We start from the raw sequence: 26,112 nt of genomic DNA on the forward strand, positions 1-26,112 counted from the left end.
CGAAGATTAATCGAAAAGCGCCGATGAAACGCGCCGCCGCGCAGCGGGAAATCCGGGGCTCGTATCCTGGCTGGCATGGACGAAGACCTGTTCGAGCCCGAGGCAGGCTTCGCGGGGCTGGGGCTTCGGCCGGAGCTACTGCGCGCGCTGGTCAGCCTCGGCTACGAGGAACCCACCCCCATTCAGCGCGGGGCCATCCCGCCCCTGATCGCCGGTGAGGACCTGGTCGGCCAGGCCGCCACCGGTACCGGCAAGACCGCCGCCTTCGCGCTGCCGCTGCTGCAGTCGCTGACCCGCGGCGAGAGCGAGGGGCCGCACGCGCTGGCTCTCGTGCCGACCCGTGAGCTGGCCGAGCAGGTCTCCCAGGCCGTGCACCGGTACGGCCGTGAGCTGGGCGTGCGGGTGCTGCCGGTCTACGGCGGCCAGCCCATCGGCCGGCAGCTCCAGGCCCTGTCGCGCGGCGTCGACGTGGTCGTGGGCACGCCCGGCCGTGTCCTCGACCACATCAACCGCGGCACGCTTCATCTGGGTGACGTACGGACCGTGGTCCTCGACGAGGCCGACGAGATGCTCGACATGGGCTTCGCCGAGGACATCGAGGCCATCCTGGCCGAGACGCCGGCCGAACGGCAGACCGTGCTGTTCTCGGCGACCATGCCGCCCCGCATCGACGCGATCGCCCGCCGCCACCTGCGCGAGCCGGTCCGGGTCACGATGGGCCGTGAGGAGCCCACCCCCGGCGAGCTGCCGCTGGTGCGCCAGAGCGCGTACATCGTGGCCCGCGCCTACAAGGCGGCCGCCCTGGGCCGCATCCTCGACGTCGAGGCGCCGACCGCGGCCATCGTCTTCTGCCGCACCCGCGAAGAGGTCGACCAGGTCACCGAGACGCTGAACGGCCGCGGCTACCGGGCCGAGGCCCTGCACGGCGGCATGAGCCAGGACCAGCGCGACCGGGTCATGGGCCGGCTGCGCGGCGGCAGCACCGAGCTGCTGGTCGCCACCGACGTGGCCGCCCGCGGCCTCGACGTCGAACAACTCACCCACGTGATCAACTTCAATGTGCCGGCCGCCCCCGAGGCGTACGTCCACCGCATCGGCCGCGTGGGCCGCGCCGGTCGCGAGGGCGTGGCGATCAGCCTGGCCGAGCCTCGCGAGCAGCGCATGCTCAAGGCGATCGAGCGCCTGACCGGCCGCCGCATCCCGCTCGAGAAGCTCCCCACGGTGACCGACCTGCGGGCCCGGCGCCTCGAGCTGACCAGGGCCTCGTTGCAGGAGGCGATGGACGCCGACGACCTCGACCGCTTCCGCGTGGTGATCGACTCCCTGACCGACGAGCACGACCTCGAACAGGTGGCCCTGGCCGCGGTGAAGCTGCTCCACGAGGCGGCCGGCGGCGACATCGACGAGCAGGAGATCCCGTCCCCGCTGCCACCGCGCCGCGAACAGCCGGACAACCGGGGCCCCCGCCCCGACCGCCGCCACCGACCGACCGACGACGACGTGACCCGCCTGTTCGTCGGCATCGGCCGCCGCTCCGGCCTGCGCCCGCAGGACCTGGTCGGCGCCATCGCCGGCGAGGCGGGCCTGCCCGCCCGCGACATCGGCGCCATCCAGATCACCGACCGCTTCTCCCTGGTCGAGATCCCGGAGTCCGCCGCCGACCGGGTCATCAAGGCCCTGTCCCGAGCCACGATCCGGGGCAAGCGCCCCACGGTCCGACGGGAGCGCTACAACCGCTAGGTCCTTTTCAAGAGCCTTCCCACCCATGCCGTACGGGCCTGACGGGCGGCCATGGACAGGGGAACCTCCGGGAAGAGGGCGTCGAACGACCTCATCCCGGAACACCTCAGCCGAACCCGCGTCGAGATAGGCGGGCGGCAGCCCGGCGAGGTCGTCGGCCACCGCGGTCGCGGGCCATCAGCGTGACCCCGGCCGCGAGCCCACCACCGGCGCTCGCGCCCGCCACGACGACACGCCGGGGGTCATGCCCAGTTCCGCGGCGTGTTCGAAGACCCAGGCCAGGCCCTGACAACAGTCGTCGACCGGCGCGCTGCCCCGGGCCTCCGGCGCCAGCCGATCGTCGACCGACACCACGACGGCGCCGAACGCCTCCAGCCACTCCAGCGGGATGTCGATCTGCGAGTAGCGGTTTCCATGATCATCCCGCCGCCGTGGATCCAGTAGACGCACGGCGCCGCGGGCGCCGCGGCGACCGGCCGCGGAATCGCCAGCGGTAGCGGGTCGCCGTCCGGCCCCGGAATGGTGATCTCGTTCCGGTCAGCAGGAGCGGGTCTGGCGGCGAAAGGGCGGATCCGGGTCAAGGCTTCGGCGTTGAGTGGTGGCATCTGAGGCATCGCGGCCAGCAGTTCGCGCAGTGTGGGGTCGATGGCGGGACGCATCAGAAGGCCGCCTTCCCGCCGACGGGGATCTCGTCGCTGTACTGGGGCTCGCCGGTCAGCAACGGTTCGAGGCGGCGCGCCCAGCAGCAGCGCGACCACCTCGTCTCCCCGGCCCGGCCGCGCGGTCATCGTGGCTCGGAAACGGCGCTGGACGAACTTCGCGATCTGCCGGTGATCGGGCAGTTCACCCGGGCCAGCCCGCATCAGCCCGCGCTCGGCTTCGGGCTCATCCTGCGGCCCCGCGACGTCGCCATGCTGGCCCCGCTCGTCAAGAAGGAGATTCTGTGGCGGCTGGTCACGGGGGAGCAGGGCGCGGCCGTACGCCAACTCGGTCTGGCCGACAGCGGCCTCACCCACATCGCCCGCGTGGTCCAGTGGGTCCGCGAGCACTACGCGCGGGCCTTCCAGGTGGAGGAGCTGGCCCGGCTGGCCGGCATGAGCGCGTCGGCCTTCCACCGCAGCCTGTCGCAGTTCAGCCGGGAGTACCGCCGGCAGTTCGGCGTGCCGCCCAGCCGGGACGCCGCTCGCCCGGCCGTCGATCAGAGGGCGAAAAACTCGATCATGTCCTCGCGGGTCGGCTTGTAGGCGGCGGCCTCGGCGTGGTCCGCGCTGCGCGGGAAGAGCGCTTTCTCGTACGAGGTGAGCGCGGCCTCCACGTCGCCGCCGTGGGCGGCGAGGGCCGTGCCCAGCTCGGCCGCGTCCTGCATGGCCAGGTTGGCGCCCTCGCCGTCCGGGGCCGCCAGGTGGGCGGCGTCGCCGATCAGGGTCACGCCCGGTGTGCGGTCCCAGCGGAGGGCCTCGGGCGGGAGCGCGTAGTGCGGACGGTGGACCGGCGCGGTGTCGCTCTCGGTGATGAAGGCCAGCAGCTCGGGCGCCCAGCCGGCGAACTCGCGGGCCACCGCGGCCGGATCGGTGAGGTCGAGGCGGTCGAAGAACTCCAGCGGCTCGGTCAGCTCGGTGTAGACGTGCAGGGTGCCGCCGGCCTCGCGGTGCGCGTTGATCTGCCGGCCCGCGAAGTCGGAGGCGATCGTCGTGCCCGGGCCGGCCACCTGGGCGACGCCCGGGTGACGGTGCTCCAGGTCGTACAGGAAAGTCTCGATGAAAGACGTTCCGGCGTAGACCGGAACCGCGCCGGTGAGCAGGAGCCGGACCCGCGACCAGGCCCCGTCCGCGCCGACCAGCAGGCTCGTGGTGACGCTGCCGCGCCCGGCGAAGCTCAGCTCGTGGCGGCCGCCGCCCCGGGTCCGCACGCCGTCGAGCTTGTGTCCCCAGCGCACGGTGCCGGCCGGCAGCGCGTCGAGCAGGATCCGCCGCAGGTCGCCGCGCTGCACCTCGGGCCGGCCGCCGGTGCCGTCGTCGGCCTTGTCGAACAGCGGGGTGCCGTCGGTGGCGAGACCCCGGTACGCCTCGCGGCCGGGCAGGACCGCGGCCCGGAACTCCTTCATCAGGCCGGCCGCCTCCAGCGCGGGCTGGCCGTTGTAGTCGTGGATGTCGAGCATGCCGCCCTGCGCCCGGGCGTCCGGGGAGCGTTCCGACTCGTACACGACGGCCTCGATGCCGTTGACCTGAAGGACACGGGCGAGGGTCAGGCCGCCGAGTCCGGCGCCGACGATGGTGACTGGTGTGTTCATGGGTGAAGGCTGGCGCGCGCCGCTTGCAGGGCTCTGACACGGGCCGCACACGGCGCTGACAGGAAAGGGCTTCCGTGGGTTCACCCATGAGGTCCACCGTGTCGTCATGACGATGAAGAGGCGTGAAGTGCTGGCCGCGACCGGGCTCGGCCTGGTCGGCGGCCTGGTCGTGCCGGAGACGATGGCCTCGGCGGCCCCGGTCCGCCGGCCGGTCGACGGATGGGGTCCGCTGAAACCGGCGGGCAAGGAGCTGGCGCTGCCGGCCGGGTTCTCCTACCGCACCTTCGGGCGGGTCGGCAGCCGGATGAGCGACGGCCTCGCCACACCGGGCTGCCACGATGGGCAGGCGGTCTTCGACGGTGGCCGGGGACGGGCCCGGGTGATCCGCAACCACGAGATCGACCTCGACATCCCCGGTGCCACGGCAAAGGCCATCGGGCCCAGGACGGCGTACGACCGTGCGGCGCCGGCCGGGTGCACGTCGTCGCTCTACGACATCGGGTCGGGGCGGCTGCTGGAGAGCTTCCTCGTGCTCAACGGCACGCTCGCCAACTGCAGCGGCGCGCCGACACCGTGGGGCTCCTGGCTCTCGTGCGAGGAGACCACGGACGGCGTCGGCGCCGGCTTCGAGAAGCCGCACGGGTACGTCTTCGAGGTGCCGGCCGCCGCGCGCGGGCCGGTCGAGGCGGCGCCGTTGAAGGCGATGGGCCGCTTCGAGCACGAGACCGCGCCGGTCGACCCGCGCACCGGGATCGTCTACATGACCGAGGACAACGGCGACCCCGGCGACGGCTTCTACCGCTTCGTGCCGCGCCGGCCCGGGCACCTCGCGGCCGGCGGGCACCTGCAGATGCTCGCGGTCACCGGCGACCGCGAGTACGACACGGCGACCGGCCAGCGGGTCGGCCAGGTGCTCGACACCCACTGGGTCGACATCGACGAGCCCGACCCGTCCGACGCCGAGGACAACCCGGGCTCGGTCTACTCGCAGGGCCGGGCCAAGGGCGGCTGCCGGTTCCTCGGCCTCGAGGGCTCGGCCTGGACCCGCGGCGGCGTCACCTTCGTGGCCAGCGAGGCCGGCGACGGCGAGAACGGGCAGGTCTGGCGGTACGAGCCGAGCGGGCACGACCGGGGCACCCTGCGGCTGCTCTTCGAATCGCCCAACCCCAAGACGCTCAACCAGCCCGACACGGTCGGCGTCGCCCCCGACGGCACGCTGCTGCTGGCCGAGGACGGCGACGGCGAGGACGAGGACGGCGGCGACAACTGGCTGCGGGTGCTCACCCCGTCCGGCGGCGTGGTCAACCTGGCCCAGGTGATCGAGCCGCTCGACCTGCATCACTGGAACCCGGAGGACTTCCCGGAGCCCGGGCCGGCCGGGGCCAGCGAGCTGGCCGGCGCCTCGTTCACGGCCGACGGCCGCCACCTGTTCATCAACGTCCAGTACCCGGGGGTGACCTGCGTGATCACCGGGCCTTTCTAGGCGAGCAGGGCGCCGCCGTCGACGGTGAGGATGGTGCCGGTGGTGAACGACTGGCCGATCAGATAGAGATACGCGTCGGCCACGTCGGCCACCTCACCGACCCGGCGCAGTGGCACGGCGGCGGCCGTGTCGGCGTACAACCGGTCGGCGCCCTCACCGGAACCCCACATCGGCGATCGGGTGACGCCGGGTTTGACCGCGTTGACCCGCAGCGGGGCCAACTCGACGGCGAGGGCCCGGGTCAGCCCCTCGACGGCGCCGCAGATGCTCGACGCGACCGCCCATCCCGGCAAGGGACGGTCGGCGGCGGTGCCGGTGGTCAGCGTGATGGAGCCGCCCTCCCGCAGGTGGGGGAGGGCGGCCCGGACGGCGGCGAGCGCGCCGAAATACCGCAGGCCGAAGAATTCCCGGGCCCGCGCGACCTCCATGGACGCGATGGGGGTGAGCGAGAGCTGCTCCCCGGCGGTGTAGACGAGGTGGTCGAAGGGGCCGATCTCGTCGAAGAGACCGGCCGGCGGGTCGCTGAGGTCGGCGGTCAGCCCGGTGGCGCCGAGCCGCTCGGCGGCGTCGCGGACGCGCCGCTCGCTACGGGAGACGACGACGACCTCGGCGCCCTGCTCGACGGCGGCCCCGGCGGTGGCGTACCCGATGCCGGACGTGCCGCCGACGATGACCACCCGCTGTTTCGCAATGTTCATGCCTCTACGCTGCGCCCGGCCGGCGGCCCGCGTCCAAGACCTGTTCCGGCGTCTGTAATACCCTCAGGGCATCGACGTCGACCTGCGGAAACTGCGCTACTTCGTGGCCGTCGCCCGGCATCTGCACTTCGGGCGGGCCGCCGCCGAGCTGCACATCGCCCAGCCGGTGCTGTCCCGGCAGATCCGGGCGCTCGAGGCCGAGCTGAGGGTGGAACTGTTCCGGCGCGACCGGCGCACGACCGAGCTGACCGGGGCCGGCCACCGCCTGCTGGCCGGCGCCGGGCCGCTGCTGGACGCGGCCGAGGCCCTGCGCCGCCGGGTGGCGTCGCCGGACCGGTTCGTGGTCGCCTTCATGCCCGGCCTGATCGTCACCGACCCGGTGCGGCGGCTGCGCGACCGCCACCCCGGCCTGACCGTGGAGGTGCTGCGCACGACCTGGAGCGACCAGGTCGAGGTGCTGCGCGACGGCCGGGCCGACGTGAGCTACCTGCGGTTGCCGGCCGACCGGCGCGGCCTGACCGTGCGCCCACTGACCAGCGAGCCCCGCGTCGTGGTGCTGCCCGCGGGTCACCGCCTGGCCGGCCAGGAGTCGGTGGCCATCGCCGACCTGGCCGCCGAACGGCTGCTCCAGAGCCCGGACGCGGTTCCCGAGTGGCGCGAGGTGGCGACGGTCCCGGCCGAGCCGGTGCCCGCCCAGGTGGTCGAGGAGAAGCTGGAGAACGTGGCGGCCGGCCGGGGAGTGGTGGTGCTGCCGCTGTCGGCCGCCACCTACTACACCCGGCCGGACGTCACCTCGTCCCGCGTCGCCGACATCCCGGACAACCAGGTCGTGCTGGCCTGGCTGGCCGAGCGCCGTGATCCGCTTCTCGACGAGTACGCGGCCCTCGCGCTCTGACCCGTCAGCGCTGGAAGCGCGCCGGAACCCAGCGGTTGCGCGACTTCGCGCGGGCGGCCCGGCGGCGCACGAGCAGGAGCGCGATCACCCCACCCACCGCGGCCAGCGCGCCGGCCGCGGGCGCCTTGGACGCCAACCGCCGGCGGGGCGTCTCGGCGGTGACAACCTCCGGGTCGGTCAGGGTGCTGTCGGCGGTCTTCTCGATGCTCATGGCGCTCCTAGCTCTCGAGCCGACCGCGGCGCGGGGAGGCGCCGCGGCTGTTCTGCCGCTGCGTGCCCGGTCCGGCTGATCGGCTAACCGCGAACCCGGTTCATTCATCACACTCGCGCGTGGAACCTGTCATGTCCGGGCCCCGGATGCCGATGCAGGCGACGTGAGTTCTCGTCGCGGGTGGGCCGCGGTCGTCGCCGTCGCGCTGGGTGGCTTCCTCGTGGTGCCCGACGGCGGCCTGGCGCAGGTGCTGTGGCAGGTGGCCTGCGGCTGGTTCGCGGCCGCCATGATCATCGTCGGGGTCCGTCGCCACCGGCCGGGGCTGCCGGTCATGTGGTGGCTGCTCGCGGCCGGAGTGGCCGGCAACGCCGGCGGCATCCTGGTCGAATATCTGCTGACCCGCTCCGCGGAATATCCGCCCTTCCCCTCGTGGGCCGACTCCGCCTATCTGTCGCTCTATCCCACCGCCGCCGTCGGGCTGCTGCTGCTCATCCGGCGGCGCACCGCCCACCGCGACCTGTCCAGCCTGGTCGACACGGCCATCCTGACCACCGGCGCCGGGCTGCTGTCCTGGGTCTTCCTGATCAAACCGGCGGCCTCCGACCCGTCGATCGGGCTGTTCGGGCACATCGTCAGCGTGGCCTATCCCGTGGGCGACATCGCCCTGCTGGCCATGACCGCCCGGCTGCTGCTGAGCGGCGGGGCCCGCAACACCTCGTTCCGGCTGCTGGGCGCGGCCCTGCTCTGCTTCCTGGCCGGTGACGGCGCGTGGGCCGTGATCAACCAGATGGTCTGGGAGGCCGGCCCGCTGGCCACCAAGATCATGGCCGACGTGTTCCTCTCCGGCTACCTGCTCTTCGCGGCCGCCGCCCTGCATCCCAGCGTCCGCTCGCTGACCCGTGCCGTGGCGCCGCGCTCGGCCCGCCCCAGCCGCGGCCTGCTGCTCGTGCTGACCGTCGTCTCGCTCATCGCGCCCGCCCTGCTGATGGTGCAGGCGGCGCGGCACGAGGTCACCGACGCCCTGTCCATCGCGCTCGGCTGCGTCCTGCTGTTCCTGCTCGTCGTGACCCGGATGTCGCAGCTCATCACCCAGCTCGACGTGCAGACCGAGAAGGTCCGCGAGCTGGCCGTCACCGACGAGCTGACCGGCCTGCCGAACCGCCGGGCCTGGAACATCGAGCTTCCCCGCACGATCGAGCGGGTCCGCCGCACCGGCGACCCGCTGGCCGTGGCCATCATCGACATCGACCATTTCAAGAGGTTCAACGACGCGTACGGCCACCTGGCCGGCGACCGCCTGCTGAAGGAGGCCGCCGCGGCCTGGCAGGAGCAGCTGCGCACGGCCGACCACATGGCCCGCTTCGGCGGCGAGGAGTTCGTCGTGATGCTGCCCGCGGCCTCGTCGGCCCAGGCCCGCGACATCGTCGACCGCATGCGCCTGGCCACCCCGCGCGGGCAGAGCTTCTCGGCCGGCGTCGCCGTCTGGGACGGCGCCGAGACCGCCGACGGCCTGGTCGCCCGGGCCGACGCCGCCCTCTACGCGGCCAAGGACGCCGGACGCGACCGGGTTCACGAGGCGGCCCACGAACTCGCCCTCAAATTCCTAGACTGAGATCATGCTGCTCGCGGTGACCTCCGCGTACGCGCTGATCTTCGCCTGGATGGGCTACCGCTATCTGCGGCGGCGCGACCCTCTGCTGCGCGACGTCATGGTGATGTTCGCGTCGGTGGCGATGCTGTTCGTGCTCGGCCTGGTCGAGGTGTTCGGCGGGTCCGCGTCGCCCGTGGTGATGGGTGTGCTCGTGGCGGTGCTGCTGGCCAAGCCGGTGTTCACCCTGCGCCTGGTGGCCCGGCTGCGGCCGGTCAGCCCGTGGCTGATGGCGGCCGCGACCGCCGCCTGGGCGATCAGCGCGGCCCCGCTGGTCGTCGCGACCGCCGGGATGCTGTCCCGCCGGATGGTCCTGCTCGCCGCGGGTGTCTTCTTCTGCCTCGAGGTGCTGGCCGCCGTGCTGCTGGCGGCCCAGGCGCGCTGCCGCGGCCGCGCCGCCCGGGTGCGGTTCTGGAGTGCCGCGGCCGCCACCGCCCTGTTCGGCGTCGCGGTGCTGACCTCGGCCGCCGGCCGGTCGGCGGCCGTGCATTCCCGGGTGCTCGCCCTGGTGGCCGGCCTGCTCTACCTGCTGGCTTTCGTTCCGCCGCGGCGGCTGCGGAGGATCTGGTCCACCGGCGCCGCGTACGCGATGACCCAGCGCCTGCTGACCGTGGCGCCGGACGCGGACGCGGCCGAGACGTGGCGGCACTTCTGCCGCGGGGCCAGCCAGGTCCTGGGCGCCGACGTGGCCGCGGTGCTCCTGCCCACCACGCCCGGGCGGCTGCGGGTCATGGCGTACGACAATCGGGCCCTGCTCTCCCGCGAAGCGGGCGACGAGGACGTCGGTGAGCTGCTGGCGGCCGGCTTCACCATCGACGCGCTCGCCGGCTGGACGGATCCGCCCGCGGTGGCGGTCGAGCTGGCCCAGGCCACCGGCACCCGCTACGTCACCGCCACGCCGATAAAGACCGTGGCCGGGCGGGGCGCGCTGGTGATGCTCAGCCGCTATCGGAGCCTGTTCGCCGACGACGACATCGCCCTGTTCACCGAGCTCGCCGACCAGGCGGCCGCGCTCGCCCAGCGGGCCGAGGTGCTGGCCGAGAGGCAGCGCCTGGCGGTCATCGTCGAGTCGTCGCCCAACGCCGTCATCGGCCGGTCCCTCGACGGCGTGATCACCAGCTGGAACGCGGGCGCGGAACGCCTCTACGGCTGGTCGGCGCCCGAGGCCCTGGGCCGCGACATGGCCCTGATGTTCCTGGACGGCCAGGAGGAGGCCGAGCGGCACCTGCTGGCCCGGGCCGCGGCCGGCGAACGCGTCGAGCAGGACCAGGTGCGGCGCCGTCACAAGGACGGCCGGATCGTCACCGTCGCGCTGACCCTGTCGGCGATCTGCGACCCGGCCGGTCAGGTCACCGGCGTGGCCGGCATCTCGCGCGACATCAGCGAGCGCCGCCGGGCCGAGCTCATGTTCCAGGGCCTGCTCGAGGCCGCGCCCGACGCCATGCTCGGCGTCACCCGGGACGGCACGATAACCCTGGCCAACGCGCAGACCGAGAAGCTTTTCGGGTACGCCCGCAAGGAGCTGATCGGGCGCAACGTCGACATCCTGGTCCCCGAGCGGGTCCGCGCGGCCCACCCCGGGCAGCGCGCCCGCTATTTCGCCGAGCCGAGGACCCGGCAACTGGGCGGAGGCAAGTCACTGGCGGCGGTCCGCAAGGACGGATCCGAGTTCCCAGCCGAGATCAGCCTGTCCGCGCTGGAGACGGACCAGGGCATCATCGTGTCGGCCGCGATCCGCGACGTCACCGAGCGCGTGGCGGCCCAGGCGGAGCGGGAGCGCCTGATCACCCAGGCCGAACGCGACGCGGCGGAGAGGCGCCTCCAGCATACCCGCCGCCTGGAGAGCCTGGGCCAGCTGGCCGGCGGGGTGGCCCACGACTTCAACAACATTCTGGCCATCATCGGCAACTACACGGAGCTGGTGCTGGACACGCTGGACGCCGAGGACCCGGCGCCGGCCGACCTGGCCGCGGCCCGCGACGACCTGGGCCAGATCAGGCACGCCGCCGAGCGGGCGGCCCAGCTGACGAAGCAGCTGCTGGCGTTCGGCCGCCGTGACGTCACGCAGGCCCAGGTGCTGAGCCTGAACCACGTGGTCGGCGACGTCGAGCAGATGCTGCGCCGAACACTGGGCGAGCACATCCACCTGATCACCCACCTGGACCGGCAGCTGCGAACGGTGCACGCCGACCCCGGCCAGCTGGAGCAGATCCTGGTGAACCTGGCCGTGAACGCCCGGGACGCGATGCCCGGCGGTGGCACGCTGTCGATAGACACGGGCAACACCGACCTGGGCCCGGACGACGCCGGCAGTTACAACCTGCGACCAGGCCCGTACGTACGGCTGAGAGTGAGCGACACGGGCGCCGGCATGCCCCGAGAGGTGCAGGAGAGAGCGTTCGAGCCGTTCTACACGACAAAGCCAAGAGGCGCCGGCACGGGCTTGGGCCTGGCCACGGTCTACGGCATCGCAACGGCGGCCGGCGGCGACGTCCACCTGTACTCAGAGGTCGACATCGGCACCACGGTCACCATCATGCTGCCGGCCACGGACCAGCCGGTGCCCACGGGCAACGGCGCGGCCGAGCCCACGGGGGAGTCCGCCCCGATGGAAGCGGCCCACGAGACGATCCTGATGGTGGAGGACGAGGACGCCCTGAGGCAGACGACGGCCCGCATCCTGACCCGAGCGGGCTACGAGGTGCTGGTCGCCGACGGCGGCGCCCAGGCGATCCACTTGGCACAGACCCACACCGGCGGAATAGACCTGCTCCTGACCGACGTCATCATGCCGAAGATGATGGGCAACGAGGTGGCGGTACGGGTGACGGCCGTTCGCCCCGGCCTGCCCGTGCTCTACATGTCCGGCTACGCCGAGCCGGTCCTGACCGACAACGGCACCCTCCCCGACGGCTTCGTCATGGTCGAAAAGCCGTTCACCAGCCGCGAACTGCTCCACCGAGTACGAGACGCCCTCGCCCGGCAATCCACAGTCAACCACTGACGTCAGGCAGGGGCCGACGGTCACACTCACTCCGCCTGCGCTCCGATGGCTGGGTGGAACACGGCCAGCCGGTCGCGACCACCACCAGAAGGTCCATCCGGCCGCCGGGGTCCATCCGCACCAGATCGGCAAATTTGCGATCCTCAGGGTCTCGGCGGCCCGGAGGTCCAAGGGCGTACGAGTGACCCGGCGCAATCTCGACGCGGTACGTCACTTGGCCCGGCACCGGCCGGATCCCCGGCGGAAGTTCGGCCGGTCGGGCCACATCTAGACTCGAGACAGCGGCGGCCGCTGACGACGATTCCGGCGCTGCCGCGTCGACCACCGTCAAGAGCCCATCGACGACTTTCACGATTGTGGCTCCATATCGGACCGCGCGCAGAGCTACGCCGACCAAGAGCGCCTTCGGCCAGCCTGTAACCCGTTCGGGTTACTGCCACGTGGGTGGCGCTGGGTCGTCTCAGCGACCCCGGCCGCGCGCGTCAGGTTCGGGGGTGGTCAGGTCTTGACTCGGCGGTGGATAAGGGCAGCGCCGGCCACGATCAAGGCGGCGGGGACGCCGACTCGCCAAGCGGCGACGATCATCAGGCTTCGGGGGTCGCTGGCGGCGGCTACCTCCTCGGTGGCGGTGATCAAGCCGGCTGAGAGGGCCAGGCCGGCGGCCAGCAGGATTCGTTCGTCGATCAGGGTCCAGAGCAGCAAGGCGATCATCAAGGCCGACTGGGACCACGGGGGCATCGTGTAGTCGACGGCCCAGGCGATGGCCAGCAGGATCGGCAGGGGGTTGCGGACCGCTAGTGGACGGCCGGGGATCAGCAGCAGGACCGACGCCAGGGTGTAGGCGGCGATCGCGGCCGTGCTCGTCTGGTCGGTGCCGCTCAGCAACAAGGCCGACAAGGACAGGCCCAGGGCCGGCACCCGGGCGCCCAGCATGACGGCGGCCGCGGCCAGGCCGGCGCAGATCCAGGTGGCGACCATGAGGCTGTTGAGGAGCACCACGCCGTATCTCAGGTCGAGGACCGGCGCCGTGGCCCCGGCGACCAGGAGCATCAGGGCGGCCGCCCGGGTCGCGTACAGCCAGCGCAGGCCGGCCGGATGGCCGCCGCCGCTGCGCGCCCGCAACGCGCCGAGCAGGAGGGCGGGCGCCTCGCGGTGCCATCGGCGGCCGCTCTCCTCGAGCACGCCCAGCATCTCGTCGCGGGGGTGGTCGGAGGGATAGAGGCGGACCATCGCCTCGTACGGGGTCATGCCGGCCTCACCCGCAGGACGATCCGGGCCGCCTCGGCCATCCGGGTCGCCTCCGCCTCGAGCGCGGCGCGGCCGTCGGGGGTCAGCGCGTAGTGGCGGCGGGCCCGGCCGTTCACCACCTCGTCGCGGACCACCTCGATCAGGCCGTCTCGCGTCAGGCGGTCGAGGGCCTGATAGAGCGTGCCGGTGGCCAGCGTGACGCGCCGCTGGGACAGCTCGGCGGCGCGCGTGATGATCGCATAGCCGTGGCGGGGCTCGTCCTGGAGCGCCGCGAGGATGTAGTACGTCGGCTCTCTCATGCGGACACCATATGTCGTTGGCCTACATATGTAAACCGGTCATGTAGCGCTCGATCCTGCCGTCCTCGACCGCGCGGATCCAGAGCTTTGTTACTCGCGGGTCGGGGTTGCGGCGTACGCCGGAATGCAGTTGGGTCTTCGTCATCCGGAAGGTGTCGGGAGCGATCTCGGCCAGCTTGCGGGCACGGGCGACGGCGGCCTCCGGGGGGCCGATCTCGTCGATGTGGCCGGCGGCGAGGGCCTGCTCGGGGGTCAGGGTCTCGCCGGTGAGGACCGCGCGGTGGGCCGCGCGCGGGCCCAGGGCGTGGTTGAGGATGTCCAGGGCCAGGGCGGGGAACGGCACGCCGACCAGTAGCTCGGTCACGCCGAGCGTGCCGCCGCTCATGACCCGCTGGTCGCACGCGGCGGCCAGGATGGCGCCGCCGGCGATGGCGTGGCCGTTGACGGCGGCGACGGTCGGTTTGCCCAGGGAGAAGACGGCGTCGAACGCGTCCTCGAGCGCGGGCAGGAACTCGCGGACGTAGGCGGCGCCGCCGTCGAGGATGCGCCAGAGGTCGACGCCGGCGGAAAAGGCGCGACCGCCGCCCGTGAGCACGGCGGCGGTCGCATCGTTGTGGTCGAGTTCTCCGAAGGTGGTCGTCAGGTCGTACAGCAGGTCGAGGTCCAAGGCGTTGACCTTGCCCTGGGTCATCCGGACGAGCGCGACGCCGTCGAGGTCATCGATCTGGATCGATCCAGTCGTCATGCCCCTATGGTTGCGCGTTCCGCGGGCGAAGGGGAGTGGGTGACAGGGTGGCTGCGTTCCAGGGCGGCGCCCTCGACGTCCACGTTGGGCAGGATGCGGTCGAGCCAGCGCGGGATCCACCACGCCGAGCGGCCCAGCAGGTGCATCACGGCCGGGATGACCAGCATGCGGACCAGGAAGGCGTCGGCCAGCACGCCGAAGGCGAGACCGAAACCGAGGGATCTGATCATCGCGGTGTGCGAGAAGATGAAGCCGCCGAACACCGAGATCATGATGATCGCGGCGGCGGTCACGACCGTACGGCCGGCGTGCACGCCCTGCCGGACGGCCAGCCGGGCCGGGGCGCCATGGGCGTACGCCTCCCGCATGCCCGAGACCAGGAACAGCTGGTAGTCCATGGCCAGGCCGAACAGGATGCCGATCAGGATGGTCGGCAGGAAGCTCAGGATCGGGCCCGGGTCGTGCACGCCGAAGACCGAGCCCAGCCAGCCCCACTGGAAGATCGCGGTGATCGCGCCGAACGTGGCGAACAGCGACAGCACGAAGCCGAGGGTGGCGGTGAGCGGGACCAGCAGCGACCGGAAGACGAAGATCAGGATGATGAGCGACAGGCCGAGAACGACACCGAGATAGAGCGGCAGTACGTCGGAGAGCTGCTCCGAGATGTCGATGTTGCCGCTGGCGCTGCCGGCCACGCCGAGCGTGACGCCGCCGTCCAACGGGGAGAGGTCGCGCAGGTCGCGGACGAGCTGCTCGGTCGACTCGCTGGACGGGCCCTCGCCCGGAACGACCTGGAAGGCCAGCAGCGCGCCGTCCTTGGACTGGCCGATCGGGGCGACCGCGGTGACATCGTCCGCTGCCATCAGGGCGTTGCCGACGCGCACCTGCTCGGCCAGCACCTCGTCGCCGGTCACGGCGGCCGGCAGTTCGGCCACCACCAGCAGCGGGCCGTTGACGCCGGCGCCGAACTTCTGCTCGGTCAGCTTGTACGCCTGGTACTGCGACGAGTCCTGCGCCTCCGACGAGCCGTCGGGCAGCCCGAGCCGGATCGAGAGCGCCGGGATGGCGATGACGATCAGCGCGGCCAGACCGGCGAACGCGGTCAGCAGGGCCCGGCTTGTGCTCATCGGCTGCGATGGTGTGGTGTCGGCGTGCGGCTGGCCGATCGCGGCGCGGGCCTTGCGGCCCAGCACGCGCAGGCCGAGCAGGGAGAGCAGGGCGGGCGTCAAAGTGACCGCGACGACCACCGCGACCGCGACGCAGATGGCGCCGACAGTGCCCATCATGCCGAGGAAGCCGATGCCGGTCACGTTGAGGGCGAGCAGCGCGACCAGCACGGTGGCGCCCGCGAAGACGACGGCGTTGCCCGACGTGCCGTTGGCCAGGCCGATCGACTCGTGGATGTCCACACCGGCCAGCAGCTGGCGGCGGTGCCGGTTGAGGATGAACAGGCTGTAGTCGATGCCGACGGCCAGGCCCAGCATGACGCCGAGCACCGGGGTGATCGACAGCATGTCGACGGCGCCGGACATGGCCAGCGAGGCGGTGACGCCCACACCGACGCCGACCAGGGCGCCGACCAGGGGCAGGGCGGCCGCGATGAGCGAGCCCAGCATGACCAGCAGCACGATCGCGGCCACCACGACGCCGACGACCTCACCGACGCCGAGCACCTCGGGGACGCCCTGGGTGATGTCGTTGGAGAAGGCGGCCTCGACCCCGGCCGGGACGCCGGCCGAGACGTGGTCGACCACGCCGTCCTTGGTCTCCTGGGTGACCTCCATGCGCGGCTTGTCGAAGACGACGGGCGCGGTGGCGGCGCTGCCGTCCTCGGAGACGAGCCGGATCTCGGCCGACATGGCGAGCAACTGCTGCGACAGCTTCAGCTTGGCGGCCTGCGCTTCGAGTTGGACCTTGGCGGCGTCTTGTTGGGAGCCGGGCGGCGCGTTCGTCGCCTCTAGCTGGGCCAGTCCGGCGGTGACCTTCTCCAGACCCCCGGTGACCTGCGCGGCCTGCTCGGTGGCCTGCTGCTGGGTGGCGAACGGGTCGGTCGTGGACGCGACCCCGTCCAGCTCGCCGGTGCTCTTGAGCAGCGCGGCCACGCCGGCCTTCTGCTCGCCGGTGAAAGCGGCGCCGTTCGCGGTGTGGAACACGATCGTGCCGGAGCCGCCGCTGGCGCTCGGGAACCTCTGCGCCAGCTGCTGCGTGACCTGATCGGTCTTCGTGCCGGGAATGGTGACCTGAGACGACAGGGTGCCGCCGAAGGCGAAGTACGCGGTGACGGACAGCCCCAGGATCACCACCCAGGCGATCAGGACGGTCCAGGCCCGCCTGGCGCTGAAACGCCCCAGACGGTAGAGCAACTCGGCCACGGGGGAGTGCCTCTCTGATATCAGGTGGGATAACCGGTACGGATGCTGTCGATGAGCCGGTCGAGCAGGTGCTTCCACAGCAGGCGGGCGTTCTCGTCGACCACGGCGCCGGTCTCGGCCAGCCAGTGGTGGGCGATCACCTCGGTGCCGTGCATCATCGAGCTGACCAGGATCTCCGCCTCGAGCGCGTCCAGATCGGCGTGCCGGTCGGCGAGCAGGCGGGCCAGGTCGAGCGTCGTACGGGAGAACGTCGCCTGAAAGATCTGCTGGGGCCGGGGATCGCCGGCGCCGAAGCCGCCGAGGGCGCGATAGAGAAAAGCGATCAGCGAGGGTACGTCGGTGGACCGCAACGCCGCCGCGACGGTTTCGAAGGTCGACGCGACCGGCGCCTTGCTGATCAGCTCGAGCACGTTCTCGATGACCACGCCGAGGACCTCGGTGCACACGGTCGTCACGACGTCGTCGATCGACGCGAAGTGGTTGAAGATCGTGCGGCGCGAGACGTCCGCGCGTTCGGCCAGCAGATCGACGCTGAGCCGGGCGTCGCCGCCCTCGGAGATGAGTTCCTTGGCCGCGTCGAGGATGGCCCGCCGATGCCGCGCCTTGAGCGCCGCCCGCCGGTCCAGCGGATGGGTCGTCACAGTGCTTACATTAAGTGCATCGTTGCACTGAGCGCAAAGTGGGGCGCGCGCGGGCGTCACTGTCTGCTCCCGCCGCGACGTACCCGAGCTGACGGCCGGCACGGCCGATGTGGCGATTCTCTTCGGCGGCGAGGGCACACGACGAGCGCACTGCGGGAGGTCCGCGCTCGCGGTGGACCTGCTGGAGGAGGAGTCGACGAACTGGGGGAACAACGTGACGCCGCCCACCGGACTCTCGTGCGGGAGTCCGATGGGCGGCTGTCGTTCGTGGACCCGCCGCTGGGCATGTGGTCCATGGAGCACTACACCCTGCTGCTGATGGGCGAGATTCCGCGGATGACCGATTACGGTCCCTCGGGGCGTGACTTCATCGCCCACGTCGACGTGCCGGACGAGGTCCGGAGCGCGTTCCGTCGGTTGCGCGCTGACTGGAAGGTCAGGGAATGAGCAGGACCCGTCCGAAAGCGGCGCGGCTCTCGATGTACCGGTGGGCCTCGGCGGCGTCGGACAGTGGGAACTCGCGGTCGACGACGACGGTGAGCTCGCCGCTCGCGACGCGGCCGATCAGCTTCTCGATCAGGGCGCGGGTACGGGCCGGGTCGTGTGACATCTCGGCGCCGAAGTAGACGCCGTTCAGGGAGGCGCTCTTGCCCATCAGCGGGCCGAGCTGCGGCGAGTACGTGTCACGGCTGGCCTGGCCGACCCAGCTGATCCGGCCGCGATAGGCCAGGGCGTTGATGCTGTCCTCCAGGGTGTGGCCGCCGACCGGGTCGACCACCAGGTCGACGCCGCGGCCGCCGGTCAGGGCCCGTACGCGCTCGACGACGTCCTGGTCCTTGTAGTTGATGGCGTGGTCGAGGCCGTAGCCGGCGAGGCGGGTCAGCTTCTCGTCGCTGGACGCGGTGCCGATCACCGTGGCGCCGGCCGCCTTGGCCAGCTGCACGGCGGCCAGGCCGACCCCACTCGCGGCGGCCTGGATCAGGACCGTCTCGCCGGCGCGCAGGCGTCCGAATTCGAACAGGCAGTCGTCGGCGGTGCCGAACTCGACCGGGATGCCGGCCGCGATCCGCGGGTCCATGTCGTCGGGCACCACGTACACGTTGTGCAGCGGCACCGCGGCCAGTTCGGCGTGCGAGCCGGCCATCATGAAGGCGACGGCACGCTGACCCTCGCGGACCGACGTGACGCCCTCACCGACGGCGGCGATGGTGCCGGCCGCCTGATATCCGCCGACGTGCGGCGCCGACGGGAACGGGCTGACCTGCCGGTGCAGCAGGTCGCCACCCTGCACGCCGACCGCGGCGATGCGCAGCAGCACCTCGCCGGCCTGGGGCGCCGGGTCGGGCACCTCCTCGTAGCGCAGGACCTCGGGTCCGCCGTTCTCGTAGTAGACGGCCGCTTTCATGCCAGCTCCTTCAGGGTGGGGTAGTCGGTGTATCCGGTGGCGCCGCCGACGTAGAAGGTGGCGGGATCCGGCGTGTTCTCGGGGGTGTCCTGACGCCAGCGGTCGGCCAGGTCAGGGTTGGCGATGACGGCCCGCCCGACCGCGACGGCGTCACCGAGACCGTCGGAGAGCAGCCGCGTCGCCTCGGCGCGGGTGGTCGGCGTGCCGAAGCCGGTGTTGACGACGGCCGGGGCGGCGATGGCGTGCCGCAGTTTCTGCACGAGCTCGCCGGCCGGGTCGGCGTGCAGGATGTCCACAAAAGCAATACCGAGAGGGGCAAGAGCTTCGGCCAGGCCGGTGTACGTCCGGACGACGTCGGCCGGGTCGGTCTCGAGCGCGCCCTGGATGTTGTGCTCGGGTGACAGCCGGAGGCCGGTGCGGTCGGCGCCGACGGCGGCGGCCACCGCGCTGACGACCTCGACGGCCAGGCGGGTCCGGTCCGAATATTCGTCGGTGCGGACGTTGGCGGCGGGCGACAGGAACTGGTGGATCAGATAGCCGTTGGCGCCGTGGATCTCGACGCCGTCCATGCCGGCCGCGATCGCGTTGCGGGCGCCGGCGGCGAACGTGGCCACCACCGCCGCGATCTCGCCGGTGGTCAGCGCGTGCGGCACGGGCAGGGCGGCCTTGCCGTCCGGGGTCCGGATCTCGCCGGGGGCGGCGATCGGGCTGGGAGCGACCGTACGGCCGGTGCCACCGACCGCCGGATGCGAGATGCGCCCGCCGTGCATGATCTGCATGACGATGGAGCCGCCGGCCTCGTGCACGGCGTCGGCGACCCGGCGCCAGCCCGCCACCTGCGCGGCGGTCTCGATGCCCGGCTGGCCGATCCAGGTGCGGCCCTCACGGACGGGCCAGGTGCCCTCGGTGACGATGAGGCCCATCGACGCCCGCTGCCGGTAGTGCTCGACGAGCAGATCACCCGGCACGCCGTCGTCCTGACCGGCGCGGATGCGGGTCAGCGGCGCCATCACCAGGCGGTTGCGCAGCTTGATGGAGCCCAGCTCCAGGGGAGTGAACAGTGACATTGTGCTTGGCTCGCTCAGGGGTTGTCGGTGAGGCTGGTGTAGCGGCAGGCCTCGCGGAAGATCTCCAGCAGGTCGGCATCCTCGCCGCCGTGCCGGCGTAATGCCCAGTCGTCGAGGGCGGCCCGCAGGGCGACACTGACGGTCTCCATGACGACGCGGGCCTTCAGGGTGCCGCCCATCAGCTCCTGGTTGGCATGGCAGGACCGGCTGTCGAAGGCGATCGCGGCCTGGTTGAGGTTGTCGTCCCGCGCGAGCAGGCAGCGCACCCGCAGGAGCCGGTCGACGGCGCCGTCACGCGTCCGAAGCCCGGCCAGGGTGGCCTCGACGGCCTCGAAAACGTTGCGGCCTTGGGCGAGCTCGGCTCCGAAGGCTTCCTGAAACGCCCGGTTGACCCCGAGCGCCGCGTCCTCCTTGGTAGCGAAGTACCGGAAGAAGGTCCGCTGCGACACCCCGGCCGCGGCCGCGATGTCCTCGACCGTGGTGCGGTCCGACCCGCGCTCACTGAAGAGCTCGAGAGCCACCGCCTCGATCTCGGCCTGGGTGGCGAGCCGGCGGCGTTCACGCAGGTCATGGGTGGCGGTCACCTGCAACATGCTATCACCTGCCGATGTGGCAGTGACCGGCACTTTGCCAGCGCCTGCCACCGCTCGCCCGCCGTAGACTGCGCCTCTGACGCGTAGAGACCATGCCAGCGGGGGCGGCGATGATCACCGAAGACCGGATCGAAAGAGCCGGAAAAGCGTACGAGCGAGCGGTGTACACGGGCGATACGAGCCTGCTGGCCGAAGCCGAACAGGTCTTGACCATGGTCGAGGCCGATACGGCGCTGGCCCGCGGGAAGATCGCCCACGCACGATTTCAGAGCGCGTCCGATTCCCCGGCCGCCGCTGAGGATCCCGCCGAGCTGCGGTTGTTCGAACGCGCTCTCGAGTTGTACCGGGCGGTGGGTGACACGCGGGGTGAGGCCGAGGCCCTGTTCTGGATCGGCTGCCTGCACCAGTTCATCCGGCGTGACAACGACACCGCCGTGCCCCACCTGGAGCGGTCATACCGGCTGGCGGCCGAGAGCGGTGACAAGGCGACACAGTCCGAGGCGCTGCGGCACCTGGGCATCGCATCCCACGCCGCCGGCCGGCTCGACACGGCTCGCGACCAGCTCGAAGAGTCATCTCGCTTGCGCCGGGAGACCGGGAACCTGCCGGGCGTGGCTTCCAACATGGTCGGCTTGGCCTACATCGCCGCCGCCCAGGACCGGCGCGCGGACGCGATCGCGACCCTCGACGAGGCGCGGGCCATAGCCCGCGCACATGGGGCCCACGCCATCATGCGGCACATCGAACAGGCGCGAACAGCGGTTCGCGGTTCCTAAGCGAAAGCGGCCACCCCCTCGTAGGAGCCGGTCGGGGCGTTGCCGGCGTGGTCGTACTGCAGGAGGGCCAGGCCGGACGGGGTGACCTCGTGGTGGGTCAGTCGCAAGCCGGCCGGAGGCGCCGGGTGTTCCAGCAGGCGGCGGCCCTCGCCGAGGATCGTGGGGGCCACGACCAGGCGCAGCGTGTCGACCAGGCCGGCCTGCAGCAGTGCCGCGCCCAAGCGGGCGCTTCCGTGGATCTGGAGCTCGCGGCCCGATTTGGCCTTCAGATCGGCGACGGTCTTCAGCGGGTCGCCGGCCAGGACCGTTGTCGGGTTCCAGGCGCCCGTGGTGAGGGAGTTGGAGACCACGTACTTGGGCAGGGCGTTCATCCGTACGGTGAAAGGGTCGTCGCCCTTGATCTGCGGCCAGTCCCGGGCGAACGCCTCGTAGGTGCGGCGGCCCAGCAGCAGGGCGTCCGCCTCGTCGAGCCATTCCGAGGTGCGCCGCACGAAGAGCTTGTCCAGGTGCGGCACGAGCCAGCCGCCCCGGGTGAAGCCGCCGGTCGTGTCCTCGTCGGGGGAGCCCGGGCCCTGGCTGACGCCGTCCAGGGTCACGAACTCGGTCAGGGTGAGCTTCACTGTTCGGCCTCCTTGGCCAGTTGGGTGGTGACCGTGCCCCAGCCGTCGATGAAACCGAGCTCCTCGTGGCGGGCCCGGGCCGCCGGATCGCCGTGGCGGACCAGGACGCGGTAGTCGGTGCCGTCGGGATGGTCGGCGAAGGTGATCTCGGCCGTCATCGCGACCGGCTCCGGGGCGGCGGGGCGCCAAGTGCTGTCGATCGCGTTGGTGAAGACGAGCTTGGAGAGCGCGTCGACGACCAGGAAGGTCGCGTCGACGTGCGGGACGAAAGCCTGGCCGTCGTCGCTCATGCTGGTCAGGAGGGCACCGCCGGAATGCGGCTCGAGTCGGTCGACGCGGCACACCGCCGGGGCCGGGATCCACCACTTCGCGAAGCGGGACGGGTCGGTCCACGCGTTCCAGACGGCGGCGCGCGGAGCGCGGATGACACGTTGCAAGGTCAGGTCGAGATCGGGGTTCATTGCGGCTCCTCAGTGACGAGTCGTTCCAGGCGGTCGGTGCGCTGCGACCAGATGTCGCGCTGTTCGGCGAGCCAGTCGTCGACGACGGCGAGGCGTTCACGGTTGAGCACGCAGGTGCGGATCCGGCCGGTCTTGGCCGTGTGGATCAGGCCGGCGTTCTCCAGCGTGCGCACGTGCTTCATGAACGAGGGCAACGCCATGGGGTACGCCCGGGCGAGCTCGCCCACCGTCGCCGGGCCCTCGCCGAGCCGGCGGACGACGCCGCGCCGGGTGGGGTCGGACAGGGCGACGAAGACGTCGTCCAGCTGCGCCGAATAGTTAGCCACGAGGCTAACTATAGCTTGTGTAAGGTCCACTGTCATGGTGATCGATCCCGAAGAAGCGGGTCTCCGGGTCGGCCGTCCGGCCGATCACGCGGCGGGGCTGAAGGCTGTCAAGGTCAGCATGGCCAAGGCGCTCGGGCAGATGGGGCCGGTGAAGACGGCCCGTAACCTGCTCGCCCTCAATCAGGCCGGCGGTTTCGACTGCATGAGCTGCGCCTGGCCCGATCCGCAGGGGCACCGGCACACCGCCGAGTTCTGCGAGAACGGCGCCAAGGCGGTTTCGTGGGAGGGCGTACGGGACACCGTCGGGCCTTCGTTCTTCGCGGCCCATTCGATCGAGGATCTTTCCGGCCGTACGGATCACTGGCTCGAGAAGCAGGGCCGGCTCACCCATCCGATGGTCCGGCGGGACGGGGCTTCGCATTACGGGCCGATCTCCTGGGACGACGCGTTCGCACTGGTCGGCGCCCACCTGCGAGGCCTGAGCGACCCGGACGAGGCCGTGTTCTACACGTCCGGCCGGGCCAGCAACGAGGCCGCTTTCCTCTATCAACTGCTTGCCCGGTCGTACGGCACCAACAACCTGCCCGACTGCTCCAACATGTGCCACGAGTCGACGTCGGTCGGGCTGGCCCGCACGATCGGCGTCGGCAAGGGCTCGGTGTCCCTCGACGACCTGCACCAGGCGGATCTGATCATCGTGTCGGGGCAGAACCCGGGCACCAACCACCCGCGCATGCTGACCGCGCTGGAGATCGCGAAGCGCGACGGGGCGAAGATCCTGGCCATCAACCCGCTGCCCGAAGCGGGGCTGCTGCGCTTCGACAACCCGCAGAAGGCGCGCGGGCTGGCCGGGCACGGCACCGCGCTGGCCGACGAGCTCCTGCAGATCCGCTCCAACGGCGACCTCGCCCTGTGGCAGGCGGTTGCTTATCTGCTGCTGGAGGCCGGGGTGGCCGACCGTGACTTCATCGCGGAGCACACGGTCGGGTTCGAGGCGTGGGAGCAGCACATCCGGCAGCTCGACCGCGAGGCGGTGCTGGCCGCGACCGGGCTGACCTGGGAGCAGATCGAGACGGCGGCGGGGATGCTGGCCGGCTCGAAGCGGATCGTGCACTGCTGGGCCATGGGCATCACCCAACATCACAACGCGGTCGCCACGATCAAGGAGATCGTCAACATCGCCCTGCTCCAAGGCATGATCGGCAAGCCGGGGGCGGGGCTGTGCCCGGTGCGCGGGCACTCCAACGTGCAGGGCGACCGGACGATGGGCATCTGGGAGCGTCCGCCTGCTGTCTTCCTCGACCGGCTGCGCGACGAGTTCGGCTTCGAACCGCCGCGGGAGCACGGCTACGACGCGGCCGCCGCGGTCCGGGCGTTCCGCGACGGCAGGGCCAAGGTGTTCGTGGCGCTGGGCGGCAACTTCGTGGCCGCGATGTCCGACACCGACGTCACCGCCGCGGCGTTGAAGAACGCCGAGCTGACCGTGCAGATCTCGACCAAGCTCAACCGCAGCCACGTCGAGGCCGGCCGGACGGCGCTGATCCTGCCCACGCTCGGGCGTACCGAGCGTGACCTGACCGGCGGCCGGGTCCAGCGGGTCACCGTGGAGGATTCGATGTCGGCCGTGCACGCCTCGCGGGGCCGGTCGGCGCCGGCCGGTCCGCTGCTGCGCTCGGAGGTCGACATCGTCTGCGGGATGGCTCGGTCGGCGCTGGACGGGAGCATCGACTGGGCCGGCTTCACCGAGGACTACGACCGGATCCGGGATCGGATCGGGCGGGTCGTGCCCGGCTGTGAGGGCTACACCGAGAAGATCCACAGCGGTGGCTTCACCATGCCGCACCCGCCGCGCGACTCACGTACCTTCCCGACGCCGGAGGGCAAAGCGGTCTTCTCGGTCAGCCCACTCGAGGTGCTGACGGTCCCGCCGGGCCGGCTGGTGTTGCAGACGCTGCGCAGCCACGACCAGTTCAACACGACGATCTACGGCCTCGACGACCGTTACCGCGGCATCCACTCCGGCCGGCGGGTCGTCTTCATCAACGGCGAGGACCTCGAGGAGCTGGGGTACGCCGACGGCGACGTCGTCGATCTCATCTCGGAGTGGCCCGACGGTCGCGTGCGGCGGGCCGACCGGTTCCGGCTGGTCGAATATTCGACGCCCAAGGGCTGTGTGGCCGCCTACTACCCGGAGACGAACCCGCTGGTCCCGCTCGACTCGCAGGCGGCCGAAAGCGGCACCCCCACCTCGAAATGGGTGATCGTGCGCTTGGAGGCGGCCGGTCAGAACAGGTAGTCGGAGAGCGCCCGCGAGCGGGCCGGGTGGCGCAGCTTGGCCATCGTCTTGGATTCGATCTGGCGGATCCGCTCGCGGGTGACGCCGTACACCTGGCCGATCTCGTCGAGGGTGCGCGGGTTGCCGTCGCGGATGCCGAACCGGAGCCGGACCACGCCGGCCTCGCGCTCGGTGAGGGTGGACAGCACGGCCTCGATCTCGTCCTGGAGCATGGCGAAGCTGACCGCGTCGAGCGCGACGACGGCCTCGCTGTCCTCGATGAAGTCGCCGATCTGGGAATCGCCCTCGGAGCCGAACGTCTGGTCGAGGGAGATCGGCTCGCGGGCGTACTGCTGAATCTCGTGGATCTTCTCGACCGGCATGTCCATCTCGGCCGCCAGTTCCTCGGGCGTGGCGTCGCGGCCGTTGCGGTGGAGCAGGTCGCGCTGGATGTGCCCGAGCTTGTTGATGATCTCGGCCATGTGGACCGGTATGCGGATGGTGCGGCTCTGGTCGGCCATCGAGCGGGTGATGGCCTGGCGGATCCACCACGTGGCGTACGTGGAGAACTTGAAGCCCTTCGCGTAATCGAACTTTTCGACGGCGCGGATCAGGCCGACGTTGCCCTCCTGGATGAGGTCGAGGAACGCCATGCCACGCCCGGTGTAGCGCTTGGCCAGCGACACGACGAGCCGCAGGTTGGCCTCGAGCAGGTGGTTCTTGGCCCGGTCGCCGTCGCGGACGATCCACCGCAGGTCGCGCCGGAGCACGCCGTCCATCTCGCTGCCGTCGGCGTCGGCCGCGCGCAGCAGCTCGGACGCGTAGAGCCCCGCCTCGATCCGCTTGGCGATGGTCACTTCCTGCTCCGCGGTGAGCAGCGGGACACGCCCGATCTCGCGCAGGTAGGCCCGGACGGTGTCGGTGGTGGCGACCGTCTGCGCCTCGGCCGCGGCCTGGCGCACAGCCTCGGACTCGTCGGTGTCCCACTCGAAGTCGGACGGGCCCGCGTCAGACCGTGCCGCGTCAGGACGGGCCGCTCCAGAACCGGCCGCGTCAGAACGGGCCGCTCCCGAACGGGCCGCGTCAGGACGGGCCGCTCCCGAACGGGCCGCGTCGGGACGGGCCGCTTCAGAACGGGCCGCAGCGGAGCGGGCCGCGCCGGAACGAGCCGCGGCGGGGCGGGCGGTGGCGGAACGGGCGGTGCTGGATGTCATGCCCAGGCTCCCGGGATGGCTCGTGGCATCGCGGGCCGCAGGGTCGCACCGCGGAGAGGCCATCTGGTCCTCGCGAACCGCGAGGTCAGGGAATTATAACC

Annotated in this window: 23 protein-coding genes and 2 pseudogenes; 9 read left to right on the forward strand and 16 right to left on the reverse strand. The window is 71.6% G+C overall.

The genetic code is table 11. The annotated features are described in order from the left end of the window. Nucleotides 1-75: 75 nt before the first annotated feature. Nucleotides 76-1,740 (forward strand): DEAD/DEAH box helicase, encoded by a 1,665-nt coding sequence (locus ACFY36_RS03555; RefSeq protein ID WP_499744304.1) that lies wholly within the window; start codon nucleotides 76-78, stop codon nucleotides 1,738-1,740. Nucleotides 1,741-1,846: 106 nt separating this feature from the next. Here ACFY36_RS03555 and ACFY36_RS03560 read toward each other — a convergent pair. Further along, a pseudogene (locus ACFY36_RS03560) lies at nucleotides 1,847-2,190 on the reverse strand (alpha/beta hydrolase fold domain-containing protein). A gap of 380 nt (nucleotides 2,191-2,570) precedes the next feature. On the opposite strand from ACFY36_RS03560, the gene ACFY36_RS03565 reads away from it, so the two are divergent. Next, on the forward strand, nucleotides 2,571-2,984 hold the full coding sequence (locus ACFY36_RS03565) for an AraC family transcriptional regulator N-terminal domain-containing protein (protein WP_499744305.1): 414 nt from the start codon (nucleotides 2,571-2,573) through the stop codon (nucleotides 2,982-2,984). Here the strand turns inward: ACFY36_RS03565 and ACFY36_RS03570 are convergent. Then, nucleotides 2,939-4,030, reverse strand: coding sequence for an FAD-dependent oxidoreductase (locus ACFY36_RS03570; protein ID WP_499744306.1), 1,092 nt, complete (start codon nucleotides 4,028-4,030; stop codon nucleotides 2,939-2,941). The genes ACFY36_RS03565 and ACFY36_RS03570 overlap by 46 nt on opposite strands. A 106-nt stretch (nucleotides 4,031-4,136) precedes the next feature. Here ACFY36_RS03570 and ACFY36_RS03575 point away from each other — a divergent pair, with 106 nt between their 5' ends. Continuing rightward, nucleotides 4,137-5,513 (forward strand): alkaline phosphatase PhoX, encoded by a 1,377-nt coding sequence (locus tag ACFY36_RS03575; protein WP_499744307.1) that lies wholly within the window; start codon nucleotides 4,137-4,139, stop codon nucleotides 5,511-5,513. Here the strand turns inward: ACFY36_RS03575 and ACFY36_RS03580 are convergent. Next, a complete protein-coding gene (locus ACFY36_RS03580) occupies nucleotides 5,510-6,211 on the reverse strand; it encodes an SDR family oxidoreductase (RefSeq protein WP_499744308.1) in 702 nt (233 codons plus the stop codon). The two genes, ACFY36_RS03575 and ACFY36_RS03580, sit on opposite strands and share 4 nt — an antisense overlap. Nucleotides 6,212-6,302: 91 nt before the next feature. Between ACFY36_RS03580 and ACFY36_RS03585 the strand changes: the two genes are divergently transcribed. Then, entirely contained in the window at nucleotides 6,303-7,106 is an 804-nt protein-coding gene (locus ACFY36_RS03585) for a LysR family transcriptional regulator (RefSeq protein ID WP_499744850.1), read from the forward strand. Nucleotides 7,107-7,110: 4 nt separating this feature from the next. Here the strand turns inward: ACFY36_RS03585 and ACFY36_RS03590 are convergent, their stop codons facing one another. Next, nucleotides 7,111-7,317 carry a hypothetical protein gene (locus tag ACFY36_RS03590; RefSeq protein WP_499744309.1) on the reverse strand — a complete coding sequence of 69 codons (207 nt, stop codon included), beginning with the start codon at nucleotides 7,315-7,317 and terminating at the stop codon, nucleotides 7,111-7,113. A gap of 163 nt (nucleotides 7,318-7,480) precedes the next feature. On the opposite strand from ACFY36_RS03590, the gene ACFY36_RS03595 reads away from it, so the two are divergent. After that, a complete protein-coding gene (locus ACFY36_RS03595; RefSeq protein ID WP_499744310.1) occupies nucleotides 7,481-8,929 on the forward strand; it encodes a GGDEF domain-containing protein in 1,449 nt (482 codons plus the stop codon). A gap of 4 nt (nucleotides 8,930-8,933) precedes the next feature. Then, complete coding sequence (locus ACFY36_RS03600) at nucleotides 8,934-11,969, forward strand: PAS domain S-box protein (protein ID WP_499744311.1); 3,036 nt, start codon at nucleotides 8,934-8,936, stop codon at nucleotides 11,967-11,969. Between the two features lie 498 nt (nucleotides 11,970-12,467). Here ACFY36_RS03600 and ACFY36_RS03605 read toward each other — a convergent pair whose 3' ends face one another. From ACFY36_RS03605 to ACFY36_RS03625, 5 genes are read right to left on the reverse strand one after another with little or no spacing between them, the layout of a single operon-like run. Continuing rightward, nucleotides 12,468-13,217, reverse strand: coding sequence for a hypothetical protein (locus ACFY36_RS03605; protein ID WP_499744312.1), 750 nt, complete (start codon nucleotides 13,215-13,217; stop codon nucleotides 12,468-12,470). Further along, complete coding sequence (locus ACFY36_RS03610; RefSeq protein WP_499744313.1) at nucleotides 13,214-13,516, reverse strand: PadR family transcriptional regulator; 303 nt, start codon at nucleotides 13,514-13,516, stop codon at nucleotides 13,214-13,216. Before ACFY36_RS03610 ends, ACFY36_RS03605 begins: the two co-directional genes overlap by 4 nt. Before the next feature lie 22 nt (nucleotides 13,517-13,538). Next, nucleotides 13,539-14,261, reverse strand: a complete 723-nt coding sequence (locus ACFY36_RS03615) for an enoyl-CoA hydratase/isomerase family protein (RefSeq protein ID WP_499744314.1) — start codon at nucleotides 14,259-14,261, stop codon at nucleotides 13,539-13,541. After that, on the reverse strand, nucleotides 14,258-16,633 hold the full coding sequence (locus ACFY36_RS03620; RefSeq protein ID WP_499744315.1) for an MMPL family transporter: 2,376 nt from the start codon (nucleotides 16,631-16,633) through the stop codon (nucleotides 14,258-14,260). The genes ACFY36_RS03615 and ACFY36_RS03620 overlap by 4 nt, the downstream gene beginning before the upstream one ends. 20 nt (nucleotides 16,634-16,653) lie before the next feature. After that, nucleotides 16,654-17,274: a TetR/AcrR family transcriptional regulator gene (locus ACFY36_RS03625; protein WP_499744316.1), complete on the reverse strand. Its 621-nt coding sequence runs from the start codon at nucleotides 17,272-17,274 to the stop codon at nucleotides 16,654-16,656. A 237-nt stretch (nucleotides 17,275-17,511) separates the two neighbouring features. On the opposite strand from ACFY36_RS03625, the gene ACFY36_RS03630 reads away from it, so the two are divergent. Beyond that, on the forward strand, nucleotides 17,512-17,721 hold the full coding sequence (locus ACFY36_RS03630; protein ID WP_499744317.1) for a hypothetical protein: 210 nt from the start codon (nucleotides 17,512-17,514) through the stop codon (nucleotides 17,719-17,721). Here ACFY36_RS03630 and ACFY36_RS03635 read toward each other — a convergent pair. From ACFY36_RS03635 to ACFY36_RS03645, 3 genes are read right to left on the reverse strand one after another with little or no spacing between them, the layout of a single operon-like run. Further along, a complete protein-coding gene (locus ACFY36_RS03635; protein ID WP_499744318.1) occupies nucleotides 17,711-18,679 on the reverse strand; it encodes a quinone oxidoreductase family protein in 969 nt (322 codons plus the stop codon). The genes ACFY36_RS03630 and ACFY36_RS03635 overlap by 11 nt on opposite strands. After that, nucleotides 18,676-19,746, reverse strand: a complete 1,071-nt coding sequence (locus ACFY36_RS03640; protein ID WP_499744319.1) for an oxidoreductase — start codon at nucleotides 19,744-19,746, stop codon at nucleotides 18,676-18,678. The genes ACFY36_RS03635 and ACFY36_RS03640 overlap by 4 nt, the downstream gene beginning before the upstream one ends. Before the next feature lie 14 nt (nucleotides 19,747-19,760). Continuing rightward, the gene (locus ACFY36_RS03645) at nucleotides 19,761-20,330 is read right to left on the reverse strand and encodes a TetR family transcriptional regulator (RefSeq protein WP_499744320.1); all 570 of its coding nucleotides are present in this window, start codon (nucleotides 20,328-20,330) and stop codon (nucleotides 19,761-19,763) included. A gap of 170 nt (nucleotides 20,331-20,500) precedes the next feature. Here ACFY36_RS03645 and ACFY36_RS03650 point away from each other — a divergent pair, with 170 nt between their 5' ends. Beyond that, nucleotides 20,501-21,115, forward strand: a complete 615-nt coding sequence (locus ACFY36_RS03650; RefSeq protein WP_499744321.1) for a tetratricopeptide repeat protein — start codon at nucleotides 20,501-20,503, stop codon at nucleotides 21,113-21,115. Here the strand turns inward: ACFY36_RS03650 and ACFY36_RS03655 are convergent. Genes ACFY36_RS03655 through ACFY36_RS03665 form a run of 3 tightly spaced genes read right to left on the reverse strand, consistent with a single transcriptional unit; the run spans nucleotide 21,112 to nucleotide 22,522 of the window. Beyond that, complete coding sequence (locus tag ACFY36_RS03655; RefSeq protein WP_499744322.1) at nucleotides 21,112-21,735, reverse strand: dihydrofolate reductase family protein; 624 nt, start codon at nucleotides 21,733-21,735, stop codon at nucleotides 21,112-21,114. The genes ACFY36_RS03650 and ACFY36_RS03655 overlap by 4 nt on opposite strands. Then, nucleotides 21,732-22,196 carry an SRPBCC domain-containing protein gene (locus ACFY36_RS03660; RefSeq protein WP_499744323.1) on the reverse strand — a complete coding sequence of 155 codons (465 nt, stop codon included), beginning with the start codon at nucleotides 22,194-22,196 and terminating at the stop codon, nucleotides 21,732-21,734. Before ACFY36_RS03660 ends, ACFY36_RS03655 begins: the two co-directional genes overlap by 4 nt. Then, a complete protein-coding gene (locus ACFY36_RS03665) occupies nucleotides 22,193-22,522 on the reverse strand; it encodes an ArsR/SmtB family transcription factor (protein ID WP_499744324.1) in 330 nt (109 codons plus the stop codon). The genes ACFY36_RS03660 and ACFY36_RS03665 overlap by 4 nt, the downstream gene beginning before the upstream one ends. 34 nt (nucleotides 22,523-22,556) lie before the next feature. Between ACFY36_RS03665 and ACFY36_RS03670 the strand changes: the two genes are divergently transcribed. Beyond that, entirely contained in the window at nucleotides 22,557-24,818 is a 2,262-nt protein-coding gene (locus ACFY36_RS03670; protein ID WP_499744325.1) for an FdhF/YdeP family oxidoreductase, read from the forward strand. Here ACFY36_RS03670 and rpoD read toward each other — a convergent pair. Then, nucleotides 24,806-26,053 (reverse strand): annotated as a pseudogene (rpoD, locus tag ACFY36_RS03675) (RNA polymerase sigma factor RpoD); the annotation flags it as partial. The gene ACFY36_RS03670 and the pseudogene rpoD sit on opposite strands and share 13 nt — an antisense overlap. Between the last annotated feature and the right edge of the window lie 59 nt (nucleotides 26,054-26,112).

This window comes from Actinoplanes sp. NPDC000266 (genome assembly GCF_042899005.1).
Taxonomy (GTDB): domain Bacteria; phylum Actinomycetota; class Actinomycetes; order Mycobacteriales; family Micromonosporaceae; genus Actinoplanes.

Coding starts and splice junctions, on each gene's coding strand:
- ACFY36_RS03555 (WP_499744304.1), top strand. CDS start 76: ATGGACGAAGACCTGTTCGAGCCCGAGGCAGGCTTCGCGGGGCTGGGG.
- ACFY36_RS03570 (WP_499744306.1), bottom strand. CDS start 4,030: ATGAACACACCAGTCACCATCGTCGGCGCCGGACTCGGCGGCCTGACC.
- ACFY36_RS03575 (WP_499744307.1), top strand. CDS start 4,137: ATGACGATGAAGAGGCGTGAAGTGCTGGCCGCGACCGGGCTCGGCCTG.
- ACFY36_RS03580 (WP_499744308.1), bottom strand. CDS start 6,211: ATGAACATTGCGAAACAGCGGGTGGTCATCGTCGGCGGCACGTCCGGC.
- ACFY36_RS03590 (WP_499744309.1), bottom strand. CDS start 7,317: ATGAGCATCGAGAAGACCGCCGACAGCACCCTGACCGACCCGGAGGTT.
- ACFY36_RS03600 (WP_499744311.1), top strand. CDS start 8,934: ATGCTGCTCGCGGTGACCTCCGCGTACGCGCTGATCTTCGCCTGGATG.
- ACFY36_RS03605 (WP_499744312.1), bottom strand. CDS start 13,217: ATGACCCCGTACGAGGCGATGGTCCGCCTCTATCCCTCCGACCACCCC.
- ACFY36_RS03610 (WP_499744313.1), bottom strand. CDS start 13,516: ATGAGAGAGCCGACGTACTACATCCTCGCGGCGCTCCAGGACGAGCCC.
- ACFY36_RS03615 (WP_499744314.1), bottom strand. CDS start 14,261: ATGACGACTGGATCGATCCAGATCGATGACCTCGACGGCGTCGCGCTC.
- ACFY36_RS03635 (WP_499744318.1), bottom strand. CDS start 18,679: ATGAAAGCGGCCGTCTACTACGAGAACGGCGGACCCGAGGTCCTGCGC.
- ACFY36_RS03640 (WP_499744319.1), bottom strand. CDS start 19,746: ATGTCACTGTTCACTCCCCTGGAGCTGGGCTCCATCAAGCTGCGCAAC.
- ACFY36_RS03660 (WP_499744323.1), bottom strand. CDS start 22,196: ATGAACCCCGATCTCGACCTGACCTTGCAACGTGTCATCCGCGCTCCG.
- ACFY36_RS03670 (WP_499744325.1), top strand. CDS start 22,557: ATGGTGATCGATCCCGAAGAAGCGGGTCTCCGGGTCGGCCGTCCGGCC.